The 23778-nt window shown below is 72.2% G+C and carries 24 protein-coding genes; 11 read left to right on the forward strand and 13 right to left on the reverse strand.

What is annotated here, in order from left to right:
* Positions 1–58: 58 nt before the first annotated feature.
* From AB0B72_RS16400 to AB0B72_RS16410, 3 genes are all read left to right on the forward strand, one after another.
* The gene (locus AB0B72_RS16400) at positions 59–775 is read left to right on the forward strand and encodes a FadR/GntR family transcriptional regulator (RefSeq protein ID WP_367739590.1); all 717 of its coding nucleotides are present in this window, start codon (positions 59–61) and stop codon (positions 773–775) included.
* Between the two features lie 40 nt (positions 776–815).
* Positions 816–1829 (forward strand): LLM class F420-dependent oxidoreductase, encoded by a 1014-nt coding sequence (locus AB0B72_RS16405; RefSeq protein ID WP_367739591.1) that lies wholly within the window; start codon positions 816–818, stop codon positions 1827–1829.
* Positions 1830–2121: 292 nt separating this feature from the next.
* Complete coding sequence (locus AB0B72_RS16410) at positions 2122–3033, forward strand: hypothetical protein (protein WP_367739592.1); 912 nt, start codon at positions 2122–2124, stop codon at positions 3031–3033.
* Here the strand turns inward: AB0B72_RS16410 and AB0B72_RS16415 are convergent.
* Together AB0B72_RS16415 and AB0B72_RS16420 are read right to left on the reverse strand one after the other, a co-directional pair.
* Positions 2928–6386, reverse strand: a complete 3459-nt coding sequence (locus AB0B72_RS16415; protein WP_367739593.1) for a DNA polymerase III subunit alpha — start codon at positions 6384–6386, stop codon at positions 2928–2930. The two genes, AB0B72_RS16410 and AB0B72_RS16415, sit on opposite strands and share 106 nt — an antisense overlap.
* A gap of 100 nt (positions 6387–6486) precedes the next feature.
* Positions 6487–6753, reverse strand: a complete 267-nt coding sequence (locus AB0B72_RS16420; protein WP_367739594.1) for a DUF6504 family protein — start codon at positions 6751–6753, stop codon at positions 6487–6489.
* A gap of 311 nt (positions 6754–7064) precedes the next feature.
* Between AB0B72_RS16420 and AB0B72_RS16425 the strand changes: the two genes are divergently transcribed.
* Complete coding sequence (locus tag AB0B72_RS16425; RefSeq protein WP_367739595.1) at positions 7065–7550, forward strand: macro domain-containing protein; 486 nt, start codon at positions 7065–7067, stop codon at positions 7548–7550.
* On the opposite strand, the gene AB0B72_RS16430 is transcribed toward AB0B72_RS16425, so the two are convergent.
* A complete protein-coding gene (locus tag AB0B72_RS16430; RefSeq protein ID WP_367739597.1) occupies positions 7551–8294 on the reverse strand; it encodes a GntR family transcriptional regulator in 744 nt (247 codons plus the stop codon).
* A gap of 108 nt (positions 8295–8402) precedes the next feature.
* On the opposite strand from AB0B72_RS16430, the gene AB0B72_RS16435 reads away from it, so the two are divergent.
* The 6 genes from AB0B72_RS16435 to AB0B72_RS16460 are packed head-to-tail and all read left to right on the forward strand — an operon-like array spanning position 8403 to position 14099.
* Positions 8403–9557: an ABC transporter substrate-binding protein gene (locus tag AB0B72_RS16435; RefSeq protein ID WP_367739598.1), complete on the forward strand. Its 1155-nt coding sequence runs from the start codon at positions 8403–8405 to the stop codon at positions 9555–9557.
* On the forward strand, positions 9557–10432 hold the full coding sequence (locus AB0B72_RS16440) for an ABC transporter permease (protein WP_367739599.1): 876 nt from the start codon (positions 9557–9559) through the stop codon (positions 10430–10432). The genes AB0B72_RS16435 and AB0B72_RS16440 overlap by 1 nt, the downstream gene beginning before the upstream one ends.
* Positions 10420–11298, forward strand: a complete 879-nt coding sequence (locus tag AB0B72_RS16445) for an ABC transporter permease (RefSeq protein ID WP_367739600.1) — start codon at positions 10420–10422, stop codon at positions 11296–11298. The genes AB0B72_RS16440 and AB0B72_RS16445 overlap by 13 nt, the downstream gene beginning before the upstream one ends.
* Positions 11295–12395: an ABC transporter ATP-binding protein gene (locus tag AB0B72_RS16450; protein WP_367739601.1), complete on the forward strand. Its 1101-nt coding sequence runs from the start codon at positions 11295–11297 to the stop codon at positions 12393–12395. Before AB0B72_RS16445 ends, AB0B72_RS16450 begins: the two co-directional genes overlap by 4 nt.
* Before the next feature lie 9 nt (positions 12396–12404).
* A complete protein-coding gene (locus tag AB0B72_RS16455) occupies positions 12405–13100 on the forward strand; it encodes an HAD family hydrolase (protein ID WP_367739602.1) in 696 nt (231 codons plus the stop codon).
* 39 nt (positions 13101–13139) lie between these two features.
* A complete protein-coding gene (locus AB0B72_RS16460) occupies positions 13140–14099 on the forward strand; it encodes a quinone oxidoreductase (protein WP_367739603.1) in 960 nt (319 codons plus the stop codon).
* A gap of 25 nt (positions 14100–14124) precedes the next feature.
* Here the strand turns inward: AB0B72_RS16460 and AB0B72_RS16465 are convergent, their stop codons facing one another.
* The 10 genes from AB0B72_RS16465 to AB0B72_RS16510 form a co-directional block, all read right to left on the reverse strand.
* Entirely contained in the window at positions 14125–15177 is a 1053-nt protein-coding gene (locus AB0B72_RS16465; protein WP_367739604.1) for a PucR family transcriptional regulator, read from the reverse strand.
* Positions 15177–15977 carry an ABC transporter permease subunit gene (locus tag AB0B72_RS16470; RefSeq protein WP_367739606.1) on the reverse strand — a complete coding sequence of 267 codons (801 nt, stop codon included), beginning with the start codon at positions 15975–15977 and terminating at the stop codon, positions 15177–15179. The genes AB0B72_RS16465 and AB0B72_RS16470 overlap by 1 nt, the downstream gene beginning before the upstream one ends.
* Positions 15958–16866 carry an ABC transporter ATP-binding protein gene (locus AB0B72_RS16475; protein ID WP_367739607.1) on the reverse strand — a complete coding sequence of 303 codons (909 nt, stop codon included), beginning with the start codon at positions 16864–16866 and terminating at the stop codon, positions 15958–15960. Before AB0B72_RS16475 ends, AB0B72_RS16470 begins: the two co-directional genes overlap by 20 nt.
* A gap of 113 nt (positions 16867–16979) precedes the next feature.
* Entirely contained in the window at positions 16980–17357 is a 378-nt protein-coding gene (locus AB0B72_RS16480; RefSeq protein WP_367739608.1) for a thiol-disulfide oxidoreductase DCC family protein, read from the reverse strand.
* 10 nt (positions 17358–17367) lie between these two features.
* Positions 17368–17610 (reverse strand): SHOCT domain-containing protein, encoded by a 243-nt coding sequence (locus AB0B72_RS16485; protein WP_367739609.1) that lies wholly within the window; start codon positions 17608–17610, stop codon positions 17368–17370.
* Between the two features lie 142 nt (positions 17611–17752).
* A complete protein-coding gene (locus AB0B72_RS16490; protein ID WP_367739690.1) occupies positions 17753–18721 on the reverse strand; it encodes a cobalamin biosynthesis protein in 969 nt (322 codons plus the stop codon).
* A 153-nt stretch (positions 18722–18874) separates the two neighbouring features.
* Positions 18875–19687 (reverse strand): aminoglycoside phosphotransferase family protein, encoded by an 813-nt coding sequence (locus tag AB0B72_RS16495; protein ID WP_367739610.1) that lies wholly within the window; start codon positions 19685–19687, stop codon positions 18875–18877.
* A gap of 87 nt (positions 19688–19774) precedes the next feature.
* On the reverse strand, positions 19775–20599 hold the full coding sequence (locus AB0B72_RS16500; protein ID WP_367739611.1) for an ABC transporter permease: 825 nt from the start codon (positions 20597–20599) through the stop codon (positions 19775–19777).
* A complete protein-coding gene (locus tag AB0B72_RS16505; protein WP_367739612.1) occupies positions 20596–21735 on the reverse strand; it encodes an ATP-binding cassette domain-containing protein in 1140 nt (379 codons plus the stop codon). The genes AB0B72_RS16500 and AB0B72_RS16505 overlap by 4 nt, the downstream gene beginning before the upstream one ends.
* A gap of 132 nt (positions 21736–21867) precedes the next feature.
* Positions 21868–22527: a PadR family transcriptional regulator gene (locus tag AB0B72_RS16510; RefSeq protein WP_367739613.1), complete on the reverse strand. Its 660-nt coding sequence runs from the start codon at positions 22525–22527 to the stop codon at positions 21868–21870.
* A gap of 195 nt (positions 22528–22722) precedes the next feature.
* Here AB0B72_RS16510 and AB0B72_RS16515 point away from each other — a divergent pair, with 195 nt between their 5' ends.
* Entirely contained in the window at positions 22723–23715 is a 993-nt protein-coding gene (locus tag AB0B72_RS16515) for a Gfo/Idh/MocA family protein (protein ID WP_367739614.1), read from the forward strand.
* Positions 23716–23778 lie beyond the last annotated feature (63 nt).

Consider the following 23778-nt stretch of genomic DNA (forward strand, 5'->3'; position numbering starts at 1 on the left):
GTCAGACCATACATCGCCGATCGCCGCCCGTACCCCGGGGGGCTGCGGAGGACCGCGAATGACCGCCGACGACCGGCCGGGGCCCGGCGCCCTCACCCCGCCCCGGGGGACGCGCACCCGGGCTTTCGAGGAGGTGCTGGCCCGCATCGAGGAGCGGATCGAGGCCGACGGCCTCACCGTGGGCGACCGGCTGCCGGGCGAGCGACGGCTCGCCGAGGAGCTCCAGGTCGGCCGATCGTCGATCCGCGAGGCGCTGCGCGTGCTGGAAACCCTCGGCGTGGTGTCCTCGCAGGCCGGCCGGGGCCCGGACGCCGGCGCGGTGCTGATCTCCCGGCCGGGCAGCGCGCTGACCGGCCTGCTGCGGCTGCACCTCGGCCTCGCCACGCTCTCCATGCGCGAGGTCATGGACACCCGGCTGATGATCGAGCAGTGGTCGGCCGGGCAGGCCGCCCGGTCGGGCACTGGCCTGGAGGGGATGGCCCGCGCGCTTGCCGCGATGGACGGCGCCGCCGGTCCCGACGAGTTCGTGGAGCACGACATCGCCTTCCACATGGCGATCGCCGAGGCCTCGGGCAACCGCCTGACCGCCGCGATCATGCAGGCGCTGCGCGACGTCCTGCACCGGTTCGCGGTCGACGCCGTCGTACGGCTCGGCGACACCACCGCCCTGCAGGCGGACCACCGGCGCGTCTACGAGGCCGTCAGGGAGGGCGACGCCGACGCCGCTGCCGCGGCGATCGCCGGGCATCTGGACCGCGTCTACCCTCCGCTCTGACATCTGGCGAGCCCGGGTAGAACGTGTTCTAATCTGCGGTGTGGCTGACGACCTGAGACTCGGGCTGAATCTCGGCTACTGGCAGCGCCACGCCGACGACGCCACCGAGACCGTGCTGACCGCCGAGCGGCTGGGCTACGAGTCGGTGTGGACGGCCGAGGCGTACGGCAGCGACGCCTTCACGCCGCTCGCCTGGTACGGCGCGCGGACCAGCCGGATCAAGCTCGGCACCAGCGTCGCCCAGCTGTCCGCGCGGCCCCCGGTGACCACCGCGATGACCGCGATGACCCTCGACCACCTGACCGGCGGCCGCCTGCTGCTCGGCGTCGGCGCGTCGGGCCCGCAGGTGGTCGAAGGCTGGTACGGCCAGCCGTTCGGCCGTCCGCTCGCCAGGACCCGCGAGTACGTCGAGATCATGCGCAAGGTCTGGCGGCGCGCCGAACCCGTCACCGCTCCCGGGCCGCATCACCCGCTGCCCCTGCCCGGCGGCCTCGGCAAGCCGCTCAAGCTGATCACCCATCCGCTGCGGGACGACATCCCGGTCTACCTGGGGGCCGAGGGGCCGAAGAACGTCGCGCTCGCCACCGAGATCGCGCAGGGCTGGCTGCCCCTGTTCGTCTTCCCAGAGAAGATCGAGGCGATGTACGGCGAGGCGCTGGCCGGGGCGGATCCCGGTTTCGACATCGCCGCCATGGTCATGGTCGTCGTCACCGACGATCTGCGGGCCGCGCTCGACGGCGTGAAGATGATGCTGACCCTCTACATCGGGGGGATGGGCGCCCGGAGCCGCAACTTCCACGCCGACATCATCGGCCGGATGGGCTACGCCGACGCGGCGCGGAAGATCCAGGAGCTCTACCTGGCCGGGCGCAGGGACGAGGCGTTCGACGCCATCCCTGACGAGCTGGCCGACGGCATCTCGCTGCTCGGCCCGCTCGGCCGCATCCGCGAGCGGCTCGCGCTGTGGCGGGCCAGCCCGGTCACCAACCTCCTCGTCATGGGCCCCAGGGACGAGCCCGCCCTCAGGGCCGTACGCGACCTCGTGCTGGGATGACCGTCCGGCGGGCGCGTCCCCGCCATGAGGCGGCGCAGGCGCGGCCCCTACCTGACCTGCGCTTTCCAGCCGTGGGAGGGGGCGTCAGGTCCACGCGGCGGAAGAACGCCGCGTTCGGGGAGTGCCGGTCCTGCCCGGCCGGGCTCAGCTCCTCGGGGCGCCCGGCCGCCGGCGTCCCCGACCGAGACGAGGCGAGCGCGACACGCCAACGGCCGGCAAGGAACATCTCCTGATTGGCGACGAGACCGGATGGATAGAAGTGAGACAGGGTGTGCGGCCAGAGGGAGAACACATGCGTTCCACGTCGTCAGCGGTGGACCGGGCGGCCGTCGGCGTGTACGCGGGGCTCGCCGCCCAGGTGGCCTCCATGGCCGCGCTCACCGTCTTCGAGGAGGCCCGGGGCGGGCGGCTGGCCGGGCAGATCGCGGCGTTCGGCGGTGATCCCGGCTCGCCGGCCGCACGCCATGTCGCGGGCGCGGCGACCGTCTTCGCCGTGCTCGTGCTGCTTGTCGCCGCGACGACCGCCGCGACCGGCCTGACCTACCTCACCTGGCTGCGGCGCGTACGGCCCGGCGTGCCCGGCCCCGCGCTCGCGGCGGCGTGGCTGGTGCCGGGGGTCAACCTCGTGATGCCGCCGGTCCTGGCCGACCACGCCTGGCGCGACGCCGCTCCCGCCTCCCCCGCCGTACGCGCCGGAGGCCTCCGGGCTGGAGGCGGCGCCGTACGTTTCGGAGGCGGTGCCGGGCAGCTCGGAGGCGGCGCCGTGAGCGCCTCCGGGCCGGGGCGGGAGGCAGGGCCGCCGGGACACGCGGCCGCTCCCGGCCGGGTGCGCTGGCTCGTGCTACTCACCTGCTGGTGGCTGAGCTCGCTCGCCGCGCTGTTCCTGGTGCTCGCGGGGCCGTCGCGCCCCGGCGCCGGCCTGACCGGGATCGGGCTGCCCGAGCTCGCGGCCACGGCGATCGCCGCCCTCCTGTGCGCGGCGACGGTCCGTGAGATCACCGTGCTCGACGCGAGCGGCCCTGCCGGGATCCCGGCCCGGCGGAGCACCGTCCGGCCGGCCGCGTCCGGCTCCGGCCGCCTGCGCGCCGTACGGCACCGTCACCAGCCGGCGGTCGGGCCCGAGCTCCCCGAGCTGGCGTGCCAGATCCGGCGCGGCGGCTCCCCCGGCCGGCCGGCGTTCGGGGGCGCACCGTTGTCGGAGTAGGGCGACACGCGGAAGCCGTTGCCGTACTCGACGGGCCTGCCGCCCACGCCGCCGCCGGGCTCCGGCGCCTCGTTCAGCACGGCGCGGACCGCGTCGAGGCCGGCGGTGCGCCACAGCCGGTCCAGGTCCGCGAGGTTCCAGCAGTTCACCGCGCGCAGCGAGACGGCCCTCGCGCCGGTGCGCCGCACCACGCCACGCGCGACCAGCAGCCACGACCCGAACACGGTCGCCGCCGTGTGCCCCTGCACCGACTCGAAGAACGTCAGGTCGACCGGGCCGGTCGAGTCGTCCAGCGTGGTGAAGATGACCCGCTGCCCCGACCGCACGGCCGGGGTCTGGGTGGCCACCTTGACCCCCGCGACCAGGATCTCCGCGCCGTTGCGCCGGCTGAGCAGGTCCTTCGACCGGGTCACGCCGATCGCGTCGAGCAGCTCGTCATGGAAGCGCATCACGTGGCGGCTGACGTCCATGCCGAGGATCGCCAGCTCCGCCTCCACCGCCTCGGCCTCGGTCATCTCGGGCAGCTCTCCCGGCGCGACCCGGTCGGTGAACCCCATGGACAGCTGGCTGGTGCCGGTGGAGGAGGCCCGGTCGAGGGCGCCGATCTGGGCGATCAGATCCCGCCTGGTCAGCTCGCCCGGCCGCCATCTGGGCTCCCCCGGCCGCAGCCCGTGCAGCGCGTCGAGCCCCCCGACCTCGACGATCCGTTCGGCGACCGGGCGGGACGGGCGGGCACGCTCCCAGAAGTCCGCCAGCGAGGTGTACGGCCGGCCGGCGACCATGCGTTCCACCTCGGCCTCGCTCACCCCCTTGACCGCCGAGAACGGCACGCGCAGGCCGTACCCCCGCCCGATCTGCTCCAGCGCCGGCCCGCGCCCGGGGCCGGGGCCGGTCCGCTCGACGAGCCAGGCGGCGCCGGAGCGGTTGACGTCCAGAGGCAGGATGCCGACCCCGCACTGGCGGGCCTCATCGAGGATGACCCGGTTCGGGTACATGCCGGGCTCGTGGGTGAGCACCCCCGCGAAGAACGCCGCGGTGTGGTGCCGTTTGAGCCAGGCCGACTGGTAGGTGGGCAGCGCGAACGCCGCCGCGTGCGCCTTGCAGAACCCGAACGCGCCGAACGCGTCGAGCACCTTCCACGCCCGCTCGACCGTGCCGGCGGCGAAGCCCTTCTCCGTGGCCAGCGGCACGAACCACGCCCGGACGGCCTTGCGGCCCTCCGGCGTCCCGAGGGCGCGCCGGGCGCTTTCCGCCTCCGACAGGCCGCACCCGGTCATGACGTCGATCACCTTCAGCACCTGCTCGTGGAAGACGACCACGCCGTGGGTCTCCCGGAGCGGCTCACGCAGGTCCCGGTGGGGGTAGTACGGCTCGCGGAAACCGTGCCTCGCCTCCAGGTAGGGCGTGACCATGTCGGAGTTCACCGGGCCGGGGCGGAACAGGGAGATGTCGACGATCAGGTCGTGTATCGTCCTGGGCTCCAGCTTGGCGACCAGCTCCCGCTGGCCGGGCGACTCGATCTGGAAGCACCCGAGCGTACGGCTGGCGCAGATCAGGTCGTAGGTGGCGGCGTCGTCGTGGGGGACGGCGTCGAGGTCGACGCTCCGGTGGTCGACCCGCTCGATCTCCTTGAGCGCGTAGGCCAGTGACGACTGCATGCGCACGCCGAGCACGTCGAGCTTGAGCAGGCCCGCGTCCTCCACGTCGTCCTTGTCGAACTGTGACATCGGGAAGTCGAGCAGGCTCCGCTCCACCGGCGTGCGGTCACGGAGCGCCGAATTGCCGACCAGCACCCCGCACGGGTGCAGCGCGATGTGCCTGGGCAGCCCGTCGAGCCGCTCGGCCAGCCGGAACACCGCCTGGAGGGACCGATCGTTCAGCCCGCTGTCGCGCAGCTCGGGCAGGTCGGACAGGGCGGCGCGGATCTGCTTGGCCCGCACCTGCGGGAAGGCCTTGGCGATGACGTCGATCTCGTGCGGCGGCAGGCCCATCGCCGACCCGACGTCCCGGATCGCGCTGCGGGCGCGGTAGGTCTCCATCATCGACACGCAGGCGACCCTGGCCTCGCCGTACCGGTCGAGGATGGCGCGGTAGCAGTCGAGGCGGCGGGCGGACTCGACGTCGATGTCGATGTCGGGCAGGCCCTTGCGTCCCTCGGAGAGGAAGCGCTCCATGAGCAGGCCGTGGTCGAGCGGGTTGACCTCGCCGATGCGGATCAGGTAGTTCACCAGGCTGCCCGCGCCGGACCCCCTGATCGCGCACCGTACGCCCATCGAGCGGATCATGTCGGTGATCCCCGCGACGGCGACGAAGTATCCGGACAGTCGCTTCCGCTCGATCACCGCCAGCTCCGCGGCGAGCCGTTCCCGCGCGCCTGGCGAGCGGTCCAGGCCACGGCGGGCCATGCCGTCCTCGCACCGATCACGCAGCATGGGGACGGGGTCCCCGTCGACCTCGGGCAGGTGGAGCCGGGGGTGCTCGGGCTCCAGGAGGGGGACGATCTCCACCGGGTCGAGCGCGCACCGGTCCGCCACCCGGCGCGTCTCGTCCAGCAGCCGCCCGGCACGGCCGGCGTCGCCGCCGCAGATCCGCGCGGCGATCCGCGCCATCTCCGCGCCGTCCTTCAGGTACGCGTGGGCGGTGGGGTGATCGAGGTGCCGCGTGTCGAGGGGCACGAGCTTGCGCGCCGCGTCGAGCACGTTGCCCACCTGGTGGTCGGCGGCGTCGAGGTAGCGGACCTCGTTGGTCAGCACGGCAGGGACGCCCATCGAGTCGGCCAGCCCGGCCATGCGGGCGGCGATGTTGGCGTCGCGGTAGCCGTACAGGTCGGTGACCTCGACCATCAGATCGGGCACGACCGAGCGCCAGGCCGCGAGCAGGGCGCGCGCCTGGTCGTCGCGCCGCTCGGCCACCGCCCGCCCGACCCCCGAACGCGGGCCGAGCATGACCGCCAGCAGGGGCTCGCCGTCCGGGCCCGCCGCGTGCTCGGCCACCATCCCCGGCGTGACGTGCGGCTCACCCCGCTCCCCCGCGTGGTGGGCGGCCGTGACGAGGCGGCATAGGGCGGCCCACCCGCCGGAGCGGGCGAGCACGACGATCCGGGCCGGCTCGCCGCGCCGTCCCCGGGTGTCGCCCCCGCCGTCGAGGGCGAGATCGACGCCGACGACCGGGGTGAGCCCGCGTTCGTGGCAGGCCCGGACGTGCTTGATCGCGCCGTAGAGGCCGTCGCGGTCGGTCAGCGCAAGGGTGTCCATGCCGTGCTCGGCCGCCCGGCGCACCAGGGCGTCGGGGAAGGCGGTGCCGTACCGCGGCGAGTACGCCGAGGCCGTGTGGAGATGGACGAAGGAGGCCATCAGGAGAGCCCTCCCGCCACATGGAGCGTTGCCGGCCGGAAGCCCCGGGGGCCCGGTGAGGGCCCGCGAACCGGGAGCCGGGGGCGATGGAGCGTTCCCATCAATCCCAGGCCCTCAGCAGGAGCCAGCCGCCGCTTGCGGTGTCGAACCGCAGTTCGTAGGTCCCCACCTCCTTGCCCGACGCGGCCTCCACCCGCCAGAAGCGCCGCTCGCCGGGATCGGCGTCCGAGGTCTTCCACCACTCGCGGGCGACCACCCAGTGATCCTGGACCTCGCGGACGGCGTAGAGCCGGTCGCGCCAGACGAACTGAGCAGGCTGCCCGTCCCGGACCCACACCTCGATCGGATCGCCGTAAAGTCTGCTCAAGACTCCTTCTCCCTGATGTGGCGTCGTGGCCACCCGGGGGAAGACGGGCGGATAAATTCGGACAGAATTGCCGCTACTTCGAACATACGTTCCCAGCTGCTCGAACGCAAGTCGCGACATGCCTGGAACCATGCCCCCGGAGGCCCGTCGCGCTCCTCCCGGCCTGCCGCACCGCCCCGGAGCGCACCCCACTGCCGTTCCCACGCCTCCGAGGCCGGAACCGTGAATGTCGGACGGCACTGATACTTCTGGAGGTGAACGGCTCGGCGGCCGGGCAGGAGCAGAGACGACGTCAGACGGGGGCGAAACGCTTGATCACCGAAACCACCGGCGACCTGCTGCTTGACGACGCTCAGGCGCTGGTCAACACCGTGAACACCGTCGGCGTCATGGGCAAGGGCATCGCCCTGCAGTTCAAGCGCGCCTTCCCGGATGTCTTCGCCGCCTACGCGGACGCCTGCGCGGACGGCCGTGTCGAGCCTGGCCGCGTTCTCCCCGTACGGCTGGGCGATGGTGACCGATGGGTGCTCAACTTCCCCACGAAGCGCCATTGGCGGCAACCGTCACGTCTGGACGACATCGAGGCAGGGCTGGACGATCTCGCTCGACTCCTCGTCGAACTTGATGTCCGGAGTGTCGCGATCCCTCCATTGGGCTGCGGCAACGGGGGCCTCCCCTGGGCCCGGGTCCGTCCCCTCATCTTCGCGAAACTCGCCGATCTCGATGTCGACATCCGGCTTTACGGGCTCGGCGTTCCCACAGGCGAGGACATGCCCACTGTCTCCGGACGGCAGTGATCAGTCGCCGGCGCGGCGGACGAGGGGGTTGGCGGAGGTGGAGTTGCGGATGCTGAAGGTGACGCTGCCCGCGCGGTAGCGGTCGTCGGACCACTCGACCGGGCGGCCCTCCTGGCTCGTCGTCGTACGGCGCTGGCGTAACAGGGGGCTGCCGCGGCGTACGCCGAGCAGGCGGGCGTCGTCGCTCCCGGCGGCCACGGCGTCGATCAGGTGCTCGCCGTACGCGAAGACCAGCCCGACCGACTCGTAGAGCTCCTGGGTGACGGACTCGCACTCCGGATCGAGCTTCTCCACGGCCGGGGCGATCCAGCCGGCGTAGACGGTGCGCTCGACGAGAACGGGCTCGCCGTCGAGCCGCCGCAGCCGCAGCACGGTGAGAATCTCCTCCCCCGGCGTGAGCGACAGCCGTTCGGCCTCCGCGGCCGTGCACGCGCGGCGGCGGGAGGACAGCACGGAGCCGCTCGCCCGGTAGCCCATCGAGCGCGCCCACTGCGCGAAGCTGTGCAACTCCGCGAAGCTCTGGCTGCGCTCGCTGCCGAGCACGATCCGCCGGGCGCCCTGCCGCGACCCGACCAGGCCCTCGGCCGCGAGGACGGCCACGGCCTGACGTATCGTCCCTCGGGCGACCGCATATCGGGAGGCCAGCTCGGTCTCGGAGGGCAGCTGGGCGCCGATCGGGTAGTCGCCGCGGACGATCTCGTCCCGCAGCTCACTTGCGATCTGTTCGTAACGCGCCACCGTCATGGACCCTTCCCGTTCACTCGACCGACATAGATATGCGACTTACTTGGTCTGGCTTGTTTGTACAAGTTCGCTTACTTTCGATCCACGTACCACAGTGGGAGGAACCCCTTGTCCGCACGGACTGCCGGCCTCGTGGCCGGGCTCACCATAGCCACATCAATGATCGCCGCCTGCGGCGCGGCTCCCTCGGCGGAGACCGGCGGCTCCGCCGGGTCGGGTGGCTCCAAGGCCGCGACGGCCACCTCGGCCGCCGACCTCGGCGGGCTCGACGCGCTGGTCGCGGCGGCCAAGAAGGAGGGCCAGCTCAACGTCATCGCGCTGCCCCCCAACTGGGCCAACTACGGCGAGATCATCTCGGCGTTCACCGCCAAGTACGGCATCAAGATCAACAGCGACAACCCCGACGGCTCCAGCCAGGACGAGATCAACGCGGTCAAGACCCTGAAGGGCCAGGACCGCGCCCCCGACGTGCTGGACCTCGGCAGCGCGTTCGCCCTCAGCGGCGCCCAGGAGGGCCTGTTCGCCCCCTACAAGGTGCAGACCTGGGACAAGATCCCCGACGGCCAGAAGGAGTCCACCGGCGCCTGGTACTACGACTACGGCGGCTACGTCTCGATCGGCTGCGACGCCAAGCGGGTCAAGACCTGCCCCGCGTCGTTCGCCGACCTGCTGAAGCCGGATTACAAGGGCAAGGTCGCGCTGAACGGCGACCCGACCAAGGCCGGAGCCGCCTTCGCCGGCGTCTACGCGGCCTCGCTGGCCAACCAGGGCTCGTTCGACGATATCCAGCCCGGCATCGACTTCTTCAAGAAGATGAAGGAGGCGGGGAACTACACCCCCGTCGAGGCCACCCCGGCGACCGTCCAGAAGGGCGAGACGCCGATCACCATCGACTGGGACTACCTCCAGGCCAGCTACGCCAAGGAGTTCGCCACCAAGGGCGTCGACTGGAAGGTCGCGATCCCCTCTGACGGCAAGTACGCCAACTTCTACTCCCAGGCGATCAGCAAGTCGGCCCCCCACCCGGCCGCCGCGCGCCTGTGGGAGGAGTTCCTCTACAGCCCCGAGGGCCAGAACCTCTGGCTGAAGGGCTTCGCCCGCCCGGTGCTGCTGCCCGCGATGCAGGCCGACGGAAGCGCCGACGCCGCCCTGGTGGCGCAGCTTCCCCAGGTGGACGGCACCCCGACGTTCCCCACCCCCGCTCAGGTCGACAAGGCCAAGGAGACCCTGGCGGCCGGCTGGGGCGCGGCGGTCTCGGGCTGATGTCGGCAGCCGACACCCCTCTTCGTACGGCCGCCGCCTCCCGGCGCGGCCGTACGAGGTCGCGGACCTGGCTCGCGGCGGTGCCGCTGCTGGCCTTCATCGCCCTCATCTTCGGCGTGCCGCTCCTGGTGATCCTGGGCGGCACCTTCAGCCGGGGCGGCACGTTCAGCACGGCCAACCTCACCGACTCGGTGCACGGCGCGTACCTCACCGCGCTGACCGGGAGCGTCAAGCTCTCGGCGCTCGTCGCGGTGCTGGGCGCGGTGCTGGGCACATTCCTCGCCCAGGCCGTGGTCACCTCCCGGTTCCGGGCTCTGCGCGAGGCGATCCTGACCGCCTCAGGAGTCCTGTCGAACTTCGGCGGCGTGCCGCTGGCCTTCGCCTGGATCGCCACCCTCGGCAACTCCGGCGTGATCACCTCGGCTCTCGGCCTCGGTGACCGCGGGTGGAGCCTGTACAACTTCTGGGGCCTCGCCCTGGTCTACCTGTACTTCTCCATCCCCCTGATGGTCGTCGTGGTGGTGCCGGCGCTCGACGGCCTGCGTCCGCAGTGGCGTGAGGCCGCCCAGAACAACGGCGCAGGAGCCTGGCAGTTCTGGCGGTACGTCGGCATCCCGGTCCTGGCCCCGACGCTGCTGGGCGGCGTGGTGCTGCTGTTCGGCGGCGCCTTCGCGGCCTACGCGACCGCCAAGGCGATGGTCGGCGCCTCCGTCCCGCTGGTCACCCTGCAGATCGACGCCGCGCTGAGCGGCAACGTCCTGATCGGTCACGAGAACGTCGCGCTGGCCCTCAGCCTCGACATGATCGTGGTCGCGGGCCTGGTCATGGCGGTCTACCTCCCGCTGCAGCGAAGGAGCGCCCGATGGCTGCGCTGACTCCCGAGACCCTGCCGGCCCCGGCCACGGTCCCGGAGCCGGGGGCCAGGCCGGGCCGCCCGCGCCGGTTCCGGGCGTGGCGGGGCGTGATCCTGTTCTTCGCCGCCGTCTACTTCCTCGTCCCGCTGATCGCCTCGTTCGCGTTCACGGTGAAGGAGCCCGACCAGGGCTTCAGCCTGGACGCCTACGGGCAGATCTTCTCCGCCGAGGGCTTCGGGCGCTCCATCCTGCTCTCCCTCGGCCTCGGGGTCGCCACGATCGCGCTGGTCCTGCTGCTGACGCTGCCCGCCATGCTGGCCGTACGGCTCAGCGTGCCGAAGCTGCGGCCGGTCCTGGAGATCGTGTGCACGCTCCCGCTGGTCGTGCCGCCGATCACGTTCGTCGCCGGGATCAGCAGGGTCCTCCAGTGGGGGCCCGACTACCTGGCGACCACCCCGCTCTACCAGACCATCATCTCGGTGCAGAACCCGGACTTCCCCATCGTCTTGGTGCTGGCCTACGTGGTGCTGGCTCTGCCGTTCGCCTACCGGGCGCTGGACGCCGGGCTGGGCGCGATGGACGTCCGCACGCTGGTCGAGGCGGCCAGGAACCTCGGCGCCTCATGGCCGCACCTGCTCTTCCGGGTCATCGTGCCCAACCTGAGGGCAGCCCTGGCCAGCGCCGCCTTCCTCACACTGGCGCTCGTGCTCGGAGAGTTCACGATCGCCCAGCTGCTCAGCTACCAGACCTTCCCCGTCTGGATCTACACGATCTCCGATTCGCAGGCGCAGGTGTCGGTGGCGGTCTCGGTGTTCAGCCTGCTGATCACCTGGCTGCTGCTGCTCGGCCTGTCCTCCGCCGGAGCAAGGCAAAGGAGTGGTTCATGAACGGGGCCCGGGTCGAGTTCCGCGGGCTGCGCCGGACGTTCGGCAGCACCACCGCACTGGACGGTCTCGACCTCACGGTCGAGCCGGGCGAGCTGGTGGCCCTGCTCGGACCGTCGGGGTGCGGCAAGACCACCGCCCTGCGCTGCCTGGCCGGCTTCGAGCATCCGGACGAGGGCGAGATCCTGGTCGACGGGTCGGACATCACGCCGGTGCCCGCCAACCGCCGCGACGCGGGGATGGTCTTCCAGTCCTACAGCCTGTTCCCCAACATGAGCGTCAAGGAGAACGTGGCCTTCGGGATGCGGGTGCGCAAGGCCCCCGCGGCGAAGCGGCACGCCCGCGCGCAGGAGCTGCTGGACCTGATCGGGCTGCCCTCGATCGGCGATCGGTACCCGCACCAGCTCTCCGGCGGCCAGCAGCAGCGGGTGGCGCTCGCCCGCGCGCTCGCGCTCGAGCCGCGGGTGCTGCTGCTCGACGAGCCGCTGTCCGCGCTCGACGCCAAGGTCCGGGTCACCCTCCGCGAGGAGATCCGCCGGCTCCAGCTCTCCCTCGGCATCACGACGATCTTCGTGACGCACGACCAGGAGGAGGCCCTGTCGATGGCCGACCGGGTCGCCGTGCTCCGCGCGGGCCGCCTGGAGCAGGTCGCCGACCCGGCCACGCTGTACGACCGGCCCGCGACCCCGTTCGTGGCGGAGTTCGTCGGCACGATGAACCACATCCCCGGCCGGGTGTCCGGAGACCGCGTTACGGTCCTCGGGCAGATGCTGCCGGTGGACGGCGAGGTCCCCGGCTCCACGGACGTGGACGTGCTGGTCCGGCCGGAGGCCGTGCTGGTCACCCCGGAGGAGGACGCCGGCGGGCTGGTCATGGTGTCGTCGTTCCGCGGGTCGATCGCGCGGCTGACCGTGGTGCTGCCCGACGGGACCGAGGTCCTGTCCGACGTGCCCGGCCACGACGCCGTACGGCTCGCGCCCGGCACCCGGGTGCGGGTCGCCCTGGTCGAGCGTCCCGTGCTGGTGTCGGCGGCGACGGAGCGTGCCGCAGGCGCGACCCCGCGGGCCGCCGTCGCCGTGCCCGAGCACAACGCCGTCTGACGCCGGCCGATGCCGCCTGATCTCCACGGCGTGCCGTCGGCCGTGCTGTTCGACATGGACGGCACGCTCGTGGACACCGAGGATCTGTGGTGGGCGGCCTGCGTCGAGGTCGCCCTGGGACTGCGGTCACCCCTGGCCCAGGGCGACCGGCAGGCGCTGTTCGGCCTGCCGGTCGAGGACGCCGCCGTCCTCGTGTCGGGAAAAGTCGCCGGCGGCCCCGGCCCGCGCGTGGTCGAGGCCATGCTCACCAGAGCGTTCACCGAGCGGATCGAGAGCGGGGTGACCACGCTTCCCGGCGCGATCGCCCTGCTTGAGGCCCTCGGCGCGGCGGGAGTGCCCGCCGGCCTGGTCAGCGCGTCCCCCCGTCCGGTGGTCGACATGGTGCTGGACACCGTCGGGGGCCACCGGTTCCGCCTGTCGGTCGCGGCCGGGGACAGCGCGAGGAACAAGCCGGCGCCCGACCCCTACCTGGCCGCCGCCGGCAGGCTCGGCGTCGATCCCTCCTCGTGCGTCGCGATCGAGGACAGCCCCACGGGGATCGCGTCGGCCCGCGCGGCCGGTTGCGCGGTCATCGCCGTCGGCCTCGATCCGGCCGCCGTACCCGAGGGAGTGGTGACCGTGCCGACGCTGGAGAGCGTCGACCTGCGGCTGCTGCGCCTTCTGGTGGCGGGGGCGGGGAACAACGCGCACGGCGGAGGAGGTTGAAACCCGGCAAGGAAGCGAGCCGACAGTCTGGAGCCGCACATGCGTGCCATCGTCGTCCCCGTCAGCGGTGATTCCTCGGTGCTCGAACACACCGAGCTCCCCGACCCGGTCCCCGGGCCGGGCGAGGTGCTGGTCGACGTGGCGGCGAGCGGCGTCAACTTCATCGACGTCTACCACCGCGAGGGCCGCTACCCGATGCCGCTGCCCTTCGTCCCGGGGAGCGAGGGCGCGGGCACCGTGGCGGCCGTCGGCCCCGGCGTGACCGACCTGGTCGCCGGCGACCGCGTCGCGTGGGCGAACGTCATCGGCTCCTACGCCTCCAAGGCGCTCGTCCCGGCCGGCAAGGCGGTGCTGCTGCCCGAGGGGCTGTCTCCGGAGCTCGCCGCCGGGGTGCTGCTCCAAGGTCTCACCGCCCACTACCTCACCCATTCCACCTACGCCGTACGGCAGGGCGACGACGTGCTGGTCCACGCCGCGGCGGGCGGCATGGGGCTGCTGATCACCCAGATGGCGAAGCTGCGCGGCGCGCGGGTGATCGGGACGGTCTCCAGCCCCGAGAAGGAGAAGCTCGCCCGGCAGGCGGGCGCCGACGAGGTGATCGGCTACGGCGAGGTCCCCGAGGCCGTAAGGCGGATCACCGGAGCCGGCGTCCACGTGGTGTACGACGGCGTCGGCGCGGCCACCTTCGAGGGGTCGCTCGCGTCGCTGCGCCCCCGCGGGATGCTCGCGCTGTACGGCGCGGCCAGCGGGCCGGTCCCGCCCTTCGACCCGCAGCGGCTGAACACGGCGGGCTCGCTCTTCCTGACCAGGCCGACGCTCGCCCACTACACCGCCACGCGGGAGGAGCTGGTGTCGCGCGCCGGCGAGCTGCTCGGCTGGGTGGTGTCCGGCGCGCTCAAGGTGCACATCTCCCAGCGCTACCCGCTGGCCGAGGCCCGCCGGGCCCACGACGATCTCGAGGCCCGGCGGACCACCGGCAAGCTGCTGCTCATCCCCTGAAGCGGGTCGGGACAGCTGAGGCGGGTCAGGACAGCGGCCGGGAGGGCCACTCGAGCAGCCGGGCGCCCAGCACGGCCGTCTCCAGCGTGAACCGCTGTGTGGGGTCGGTCGGGGAGAACCCGGTCAGCCTGCGTATCCGCTCCAGCCGGTAGGTGATGGACCGGGCGCTGACGCCGAGCCTGCGGGCCGCCGCGGTGTGGTTGCCCTGGGCGGCGAAGACCGCCTCCAGGGTCTCCAGCAGCGGCTCGGGCCCGCCCCGGGCCCCGGTGAGCGGCCCGAGCACGGTGGAGACGAGATCCACGATCGCCGCCCTGTCCCGCAGCAGCACCGGGAAGACCAGCAGGTCGGCCGCCTTGAGGACCTGGGCGCGCAGGCCGAGCCGCTCCCCCAGCTCGATGGCGTTCGCCGCCTCTCTGAAGGAGGTGACGATGCCGCCCGGCCCGTTGTGCGGCCTGCCCACCCCCACCCGCCACTCCTTGAGGGAGGACCGCACGTGGTGGGTGAACTCGCCGCCCGCCGCGGCCAGCGACGCGGGGGACGCGCAGACCAGCAGGCCGTCCCGTACGGCGACGAGGATGTTGTGCGAGCCGAAGCGGGCGAACATCGCCTGCTCGATCCTCCCGATCAGCGGGTCGGCCGCCGACGGCGGGGGATCGGCGCGGGCCACGGTCACGACGTAGGCCTCGGCCAGCCGCAGCCCGAAGTGCTCGGCCCGCTCGGCGTCGGCCCTGCCCAGCAGGAGATCGTCGACGAACAGGCGGCGCGCCTCCTCCTCCCTGCGTACGGCGGTGCGCTGGGCCTCCTCGTACCCTTCGGCGAAGGCCGCCAGGCTCCGCCGTACGGCGCCGAAGGCCCCGCCGGAGGTGATCTCGGCGGCGCGCAGGCAGGCGTCGGCGAGCACGCGCAGCGGGATGCCGCGCTCCGCGGCGAGGGCGCCGCACTCCCGCAGCCCGTCGACGTCGTCCCGGCCGGGCAGCCGCCCCGTGGCGGCCGAGGCGGTCAGCACGGAAAGGAACCCGCCGAGAAGATCGGCGGGCACCCCTGTCGCCTCGCTCACGCGAGCGAGAACGCCGTCCATCACACTCCCACGTCGCGCCGATCGAACGCGAGCACCGCCGTCATGAGCAGCACGGCCGTCGCGCCCAGCAGCACAAGGTAGTCGCCGACCGGCCATCCCTGGTAAAGCGGCCTGCCGTCCAGGTAGTAGTGGAACGGCGACAGCCAGCGCAGCCACGCGATCGCGTCGACGGTCTTCCCGAGGGTCTCGATCACGTAGCCGGCGACCGCCCAGACGCCGACGACGGCCAGGGCGATCTGCTTTCGCCCGCTGGCGGCGCCGACGCACACCGCCAGCGTGCCGAAGAACATCACGACCAGGAACAGGCCGGTGTGCGCGGCCAGGATCCGCCCGAACGGCACGCCCATGCCCGCCGCGGAGGCGGCCGTGACGACGACGGCGAACGTCACGACGGCCACGGCCAGCACGCCCAGCGCCAAGGCGAGCCAGCGGTCGAGGACCAGCCGCTTGCGGTCGATCGGCAGCGTCACGGTCAACTCCAGGACGCCGGACTCCTCCGGCCCGGCGATCGCCCGGTTGCCCACGATGGAGGCGCACATGATGAACAGCATCGGGCCGAGGAGCTGGTAGGCGATCGTCTGAAGGAATCCGGCGCCCGTGGCGATGTCGGCCATGCCGCCCATCAGGTCCTTCAGCGGCCCGGGATACTTCGCGATGGCCTGCGCGCTGAGCGTCTCAGGGTCGTCCTTCATGCTCGCGAAGATCGAGATGTACATCCCGAGGAACGCGCACAGGCCGACGGTCCACCCGATGAGCGCCCTGCGGTACTCGCGGAGCGTCTTACGCGTCAGCGCGGTCATGGGGCGCCTCCTCCTCGCTGTAGTAGGTCAGGAAGATCTCTTCGAGGTCCGGCTCGGCGCTGACCAGGTGGACCACCGTGAACTTCGCCGCAGCCTTGATGAGCGCGTCGGGGCGGCCGTCGATCGTGCAGCGCAGGCTCGCTCCCTCGACCCCCAGGTCGCGTACGCCGGGCAGGCCGTCGAACGCCTCCTTGGGGACCGGCGCGTCGAACTGGAGCTCGACGTGCCGCACCGCCCGCTCGCGCAGCGCGGCGACGTCCTCGACCGCGACCAGCCGACCGGACCGGACGATGCCCACCCTGTCGGCGACGTGCTCGACCTCGGCGAGGACGTGCGACGACATGAGGACCGTACGGCCCGACGTGCGCACCTCCCGGACCATCGCCAGGAACTCCTGCTGCACCAGCGGGTCGAGCCCGCTCGTCGGCTCGTCGAGGATGAGCAGCTCGGGGTCGTGCATGAACGCCTGGATCAGGCCGACCTTCTGCTTGTTGCCCTTGGACAGCTCGCCCATCGTGATCGACAGGTCGGCGTCCAGCCGCTCGGCCAGCTCGTCGATCCGCCCCCGGCTCACGCCGCCACGGACGTCGGCCAGGAAGTTCAGATAGGTGTGCGCCCGTTCCTTGCCCTCCAGCGCGAGCTCGCCCGGCAGGTATCCGATCCGCGCCCGGACGGCGGTGTCACGGGTGTCGGCGCCCAGGACGGTCGCCCGGCCGGACGTCGGCCGGATCAGGTCCAGGAGCAGCCTGATCGTCGTCGTCTTGCCCGCGCCGTTGGGGCCGAGGTAGCCGAACACCTCGCCCGGCTGGATCGCGAACGTGAGGTCTTCCAGACCCCTTCTCGAACCGTAGAACTTTGTCAGCCCTTCGGTTTCCACCACTGCTGTCATGCCGCAATGGTGATGCCCGGCGCCGGTGCCGCGATATGGCCGGCCTTGGACAGTTCCCCGCGCGTTCGCTTCCCACATCCGGCAAACCGCGAAGCCGCCGTAGAGCTCCCGTGCTAGTCGGACGACATGGATGCGGGGACGGGGATGAGGTGGCGGTAGCGCGCCACCAGCCGGTAGGCCGCCTCGGCCAGCCAGCTCACGGGCGGGGTCAGCATGACGCGACCCGCCGCACGCCACCAGGGGTGCGGCTGCAGGGCCAGCATCAGCGCGATCGCCCGGGCGCCGTGGGCGTGGAGACCGCGCGGGCCGACGAGCCGCACCGACGTGGCCACCTCTTCGCGGGTCAGGCCGACCGCGTCGAGATCGAGGAACTGCCAGGCCCGGACGGCGGGCATGTACGGCAGGACCCTCCGCCCGGCGTTCACGCACATCTGGCAGAAGGGGCAGTCCCCGTCGAACACCAGCAAGATCTGGTTCTCCCGGTCGCCCACCCTTCCGAATCTACCAATCCTGGGCCAGGGCGGACATTCGCCGCAGGTATTCGTCCTCGTCGATCTCTCCGGCGGCGAACCGTGCCCGGAGGATCTCGCGAGGGTCCCCGTACGGGCTGGGCGGCAGGACGGGAGGCGGCGGCACTCGGGCCGCCTCTCTCCGCTTGCCGGCGGCGAGCACGACGATCACCACGACCGCCACCAGGATGCTGAAGATCACCGCGAGCACCAGGAGGGCGATGATTGAAGTCATGGCTTCATCATGACGTGGGCCGCCCGCCCGCACGCCGGAGAACGGAACGTGCGGTACGCAGGTCACGGCAGACAGGGCCGAGGCGGTCGTCCGGGAGATGGGCCGGAGGCATGGAGGCCGCAGGCGAGGCCGATGGCAGCCGTCATAGACACTCGTCCGGGAGATGGGCCGGCGCGCTGAGGCCGCGGGCGAGCCGGGCGGCGGCCGTGACCACGACGGCGGCGAGGGAGACCGCGCGGGCCAGCCGTACGGACCGGCGAATGTCGGCGACGGCCGGCGGTGGTCCGTCACCCAGCCCGGGGCGATGCTCCACCCGCCCGCCGTAGTCGTTGGCCCCGCCGAGCCGTACGCCGAGGGCGCCGGCGAAGGCGGCCTCGCACCGCCCGGAGTTGGGGCTGGGGTGCCGGTGGCCGTCCCGGCGCAGCATGGCCGCGGCCCTGGCAGGCGAGCCGCCGGCGGTGCCCGCCAGCGCGACCGTGAGCAGCCCGGTCAGCCGGGCCGGCACGAGGTTGGCGGCGTCGTCGAGCCGGGCCGAGGCCCACCCGAATCGCTCGTAGCGCGGCGAGCGATGGCCGACCATCGCGTCCAGCGTGTTGACCGCCCGGTAGCCCAGCAGGCCTGGCACGCCGAAGACCGCGCCCCAGACGAGTGGGGCCACGACGGCGTCGGAGGTGTTCTCCGCGATCGACTCGACCGTCCCGCGCGCGAGCTCCGGGGCGGCGAGCCCCGACGGATCGCGGCCACACAGGTTCGGCAGCCGCTCCCGGGCGGCTCGGAGGTCACCGCTCTCCAGGGCGGCGGCCATCGCGACGCCCTCCTTGGCCAGGGAGGTGCCGCCCAGCACGGCCCACGTGGCGGCGGCGGTGACGGCCGTGCGGGCGGCCGGGCGTGACCGGGTCATCCGGTCGGCCAGCAACCCGATGGCGGCGACCGTGCCGACGCACGTGGCGGCGAACACGACGCCGGCCGCCCGCGAGTCGCGATACAGGCGCTTCTCCAGGGCGGCGGCGCGACCGCCGAACACCGCCACCGGATGGCCGCGCCGTGGATCGCCCGCCACCGCGTCGAGCGCCGCGCCGAGGAGCAGCCCCGCCGCCGTCGCCCCGTCCATGATCCGGATCACGCCCGCGATTGTCCCGCAGCCCCGCACGGCCCGCGAGGCGGGGGTGTCACGGCCACACTCGGAGACGTCCGCGGATCAGGCGCGGAGGCGGGCACATGATCGCGTGAAGACGTGACGGACGCGGGGATGCTCCTGTAGATGTCAGATGAGGTGCGCGTGCAGGGCGTCCTCGTTGGCGTCGAGCCACGCGGCCCCTCTCCTGATGCGCTGACCGGCGCCGTCCGCCCACAGGCGGGCCCAGCCGCCGCCCTCGGTCCGCGCCTTGCGGCGCATCACGGCATAGGAGCGGTCGAACCGTGTCCTGGCCGTCGCCAGCAGCCGCAACCGGTCCCGCGCGGTCAGGCCGTACGCGTCGCAGAAGATCCGGAGGCGGGGGCCGGCGTCGAGTGCGCGCTGCAGCGGGTCACGGTCGAGGGGGTCGGCGATGGGCGCCCAGTGGCGCAGCGTGGTGACGACGTCGTACAACCGTGTCGTCGGGCGGGCCATGCCGAAGTCGATCAGCGCGTACGGCACCGGGCCCCCGCCGGGCGCGGCGCGGAAGACCACGTTCTGCGGCGTGACGTCGCAGTGGCCGATCAACTCGGGCTCGCCGTCCGGCGCGGAGCCGTCCTCCCAGACCGCGCCCTCGGAGGGCGTGAAAGAGGCCGCCGCGTCGTGGAACCGGCGCAGCAGCCGAGCGAGCTCGGCGAGCGAGTCGTCGCTGATGGCGTACGCGGGGAGAGGGCGGGCGGGCACGATCCCGTCGACGTACGTGAGGATCTCCCGGCCACGCTCGTCCACGCCGAGGACGCGGGGCGCCCGGTCGAACGTGGCTGCCTCCAAATGGCGCAGCAGCGCGTGTACCGAAGGGGTGGAGGGCCGCACCGGTCGCCGGACCGTGTCCCCGACCCGGACCACTCCCCCTGTGGCGTCGCCGCCGAGGGGGAGCTCCGGAGGGGCCAGGCGCAGGGACATGGCCGTCGATCGTAGTGCAGCGGGACCGGCGGGGCCGGTTGAATCAAGCGCCGTTCGAATCCGAACGCCGGCTAGATCGAACGCCGGCTAGATCGAACGCTGGTAGGCCCCGAACGCCCGCGTGGCCAGGTAGCCGAGCGCGAGCGCCAGAAGCGCGAGCCAGCCGAGGCGGGCCCAGACGGCCGCCCAGTCGGCGCCGCCCGCGAGCGCCTCCCGGGCGGAGACGATCGCCCAGTCCACGGGGTTGTATCGGGCCGCCGTCCTGATCCAGCCGGGCGCGGCCTGGGAGGACATGAGCGCGGACGAGAGGAACGACAGCGGGAGCGTCAGGAACATCGTCAGGCCGATCAGCGACTCCCTGCTCCGCAGGACCAGCGCGTACGCGTCGGACATGGCGGAGAAGGCCGCGGTGAGCAGCACCGTGGCGAGCAGCGTGACGGCGATGCCCGAGGCGGTGTACGTCGCGCCGAGCGCCCAGCCCACCAGGAAGATCACCACGGTCTGGACGAGCACCGTCAGCGAGTTGTACGCGAGGGACGCCACGATCAGGGCGCCCCGGCGCAGCGGCGTGGCGAGGAGCCGGTCCATGACGCCGCGGTCGATGTACTCGATGAACGTCATGCCGCTCCATCCGGCGGAGAACAGCACGTTCATCACGATGACGCCGGGGACGAGGAAGTCGATGTAGCTCCCCCCGCCGAATCCGGGCACCTCGACCACCCGCTTGAACAGCTGGCCGAACAGCAGCAGCCAGATCATCGGCTGGATCAGCGTCACCGCCACGAAGAACGGCTGGCGGAGCAGCACCCGGACCGACTGGAGGGTGAAGTGCCGAGAGTGCGAGAGCAGGGCCAGCCGGGACGGCCTGAAGCCGAGCGCCGGCGCCTCGATCGTGGTCGTGGTCGTGGTCATGCCACCCTCCCGTCCCGGCCGAAGCCGTCTCCAGCCGGACTTTCCGTACGTGCGCGTGACGCGCCGGCGGCATCGGCGGCCGGCGCGGGGGCGTGACCGGCATCGGCGCTCGTGGCCGAGGCGTGACCGGCATCGGCGCTCGTGGCCGGGGCGTGACCGGTATCGGCGCTCAGGGCCGGGGCGAGATGGGCATCGGAGAAGGCGCGTCCGGCGTAGCGCAGATAGACGTCGTCGAGCGACGGCCGGGAGATGGACACCGACGACACGGCGACTCCCGCGGCGTCGAGTGCCGCCAGCACGGCCGGCAGCGTCGCCGCGGCGTCGTCGACCCGGGCCCGCAGCCCGCGCCCGACGAGGGTGAGCTCGCGGACGGCGCCGACGCCCGCCAGCGCCTGCCTCGCCCGCCGGTGGTCGCCCGCGTCAGCCAGGTCGACGCTCACCGCGTCGCCGCGCAGCTCGCTCTTCAGGTCCTCGGGGCTTCCGGTGACCACCACCCTGCCCTTGTCGACGATGGCCAGCCGGGAGGCGAGCCTGTCCGCCTCGTCCAGGTAGTGAGTGGTGAGCAGGATGGTCAGGCCCTCGTCGCCGGTCAGGCGGGCGATCTCCGTCCACATCTCGGCCCTCGCCTCGGGGTCGAGCCCGGTGGTCGGCTCGTCGAGGAAGAGCACCCGTGGGCGGTGGACCAGCCCCATGGCGACGTCGAGCTTGCGCAGCATGCCGCCGGAGTACGTCCGCGCGAGCCGCCCCGCCGCCTCACCGAGGCCGAACCGGTCGAGCAGCTCGGCCGCCCGGCGCTTGAGCTGCCTGTACGGCATGCCGTACAGGGCGCCTTGGAGATGGAGGTTCTCCCGGCCGGTGGCGGTGGGATCGACGCTGGGCTGCTGAATGACGCACCCGATGACCCTCCGCACCTTGTCCGGATTTTTCATGACGTCGATGCCCATGACGTGGGCAGTGCCACCCGTGGGACGGGACAGCGTGGTGAGGATCTTGACGGTGGTGGACTTGCCCGCGCCGTTCGGCCCGAGCAGCCCGAAGACCGTGCCCGGCTCGACGTCCAGGCTCAGCCCGTTCAGCGCCTGGACCTTCCCGTACGTCTTGGTGAGCCCGTTCGCCTCTATGGCTCTAGTGATCATTCGTGTGCCCTTCCGGGCCACGCGCGTACCATTGTCGTGAGCGTTGACTGGTCACGCGTGGCCGATCGACTCTTCGCCCCCGGCGGTGCTGCAACACCGTCCGGGGGCTTTCCTTGGGTCGTGCTCACCGGTTCAGGAGGGCCTGCCGGCGTTCCAGGACCGCACCTCCCCTTCGATGTCGGGTCGCGTCCCCGCCTCCAGGGAGTCGTGCAACCGCCGCCACGCGTCGATGCCCTCCAGCGAGCCGTCGGCGATGTCCCGGATGAGGGCGTTGACGAAGCCGAGCTCCGTACGGCGGAGCGCGAGGCGGTACTCGTACTCGACGACCATCAGGCGCGGCAGCTTCACCTCACCGGCCTGTTCCAGAACGGCCTGGCTCCCCACCAACTCCGTCTCCAGCCGGCGCGCCCTCTCCAGGAGCATCCGCAACGCCTGGTCGGGCCCGAGGTAGGGCATCAGGGACAGGGCCGCCTCGAACTGGGTGAACTCCCGGGCGGGAATGCTCACCAGCTCGCTCAGCCAGTCGAGGAGCTCCACCCTGCCGCGCTCGGTCAGCCCGTAGACGGTCCGCTCGGGCCGCCTGCCGTCCTTGCGCGTCTCCTGCGTGACGATCAACCCCTGCTTCTCCAGGGACTGAACGACCGAGTAGAGCGAGCCGTAGTTGAGCTTGATGCTCTCCTCCTTGCGGCGTTCCCGCAGGGTGGCGGCCATCTCGTACGGATGCATCGGGCGCTCGTACAGGAGGCCGATCACGGCCAGGGCGAGCGGGTTGCTTCGCCGTCGGACCGTCATGCGTCACCTCCTCTGGATCGAGTACTCGACTTCGAGTATTTCGAGATACATCGCGTTCGTCAAGGCTGTTTCACGAGATGTCTACTCGTAGGCGAGTATACGTCTACGAGTATCGACGCGATACGGGAGGAGGCAGGGAATACGCCTGGAGCGAACGGACGCTCGGGATGGATGCGGCGGACGAAGGATGATCGGATGCGAATCGGAACGCTCGGGGCGGCCCGCATCACGCCAAACGCGCTTGTCAAGCCCGCCCGGCTGGTGCCCGGCGTGGAGCTCGCGGCCGTGGCCGCCAGGGACCGTTCGCGCGCCGCCGCCTTCGCCGCCAAGCACGGCATCCCGGTCGTCCACGAGTCGTACGAGGCGCTGGTGGAGGATCCGTCCATCGACGCCGTCTACAACCCCCTGCCGAACGCGCTGCACGCCGAGTGGACGATCCGCGCCCTGGAGGCCGGCAAGCACGTCCTGTGCGAGAAGCCGTTCACCTCGAACGAGGCGGAGGCCCGGCAGGTCGCCGAGGTGGCGGGCAAGACCGGAAATGTCGTGATGGAAGCGTTCCACTACCGCTATCACCCGCTCGCCGAGCGGATGCGGGCGATCGTCGGGGAGCTCGGCGAGATCCAGGAGATCGAGACCTGGATGTGCTTCCCGCTCCCCCGGTTCTCCGACATCCGCTACTCGCTCGCGCTCTCCGGCGGGGCGCTGATGGACGCCGGCTGCTACGCCGTCCACTGCGCCCGACTGCTCGGCGGCGGCGAGGGGGGCGAGCCCGCCGTTCGCGCGGCCCGGGCCCTCCTCCACTCCCCCGGCGTCGACCGCGCGATGAGCGCCGGGCTGGAGTTCCCCTCCGGCGCCCGCGGCATCGTCCACGCGTCGATGTGGTCGTCGCAGGTCCTCAAGCTGTCGGCCCGGGTGACCGGCTCTCGTGGCGAGATGCGGGTCACCAACTACGCGATGCCCCAGCTCTTCCACCGGCTGTCCTACACGGTCGACGGCGTCAGCCTGCGCGAGCGGGTCGCCGGCGACGCCACCTACACCTACCAGCTACGGGCCTTCGAGTCGGCCGTGCGGACGGGCGAGGGCAGCCTCACCCCGCCGTCCGACTCCATCGCCAACATGGCCGTCATCGACGAGATCTACCGCAAGGCCGGGCTGGCCCCGCGAGGAGAAATTCTCCCGGAGGAATGAGTACGGCCCTACTCATGCCCGTTCTCTGAGGCCGTAATTACCGTTGCCCGGAAGGCATCCCCC

This window comes from Microbispora sp. NPDC049125 (assembly GCF_040802045.1).
In the GTDB taxonomy this organism is placed as follows: domain Bacteria; phylum Actinomycetota; class Actinomycetes; order Streptosporangiales; family Streptosporangiaceae; genus Microbispora.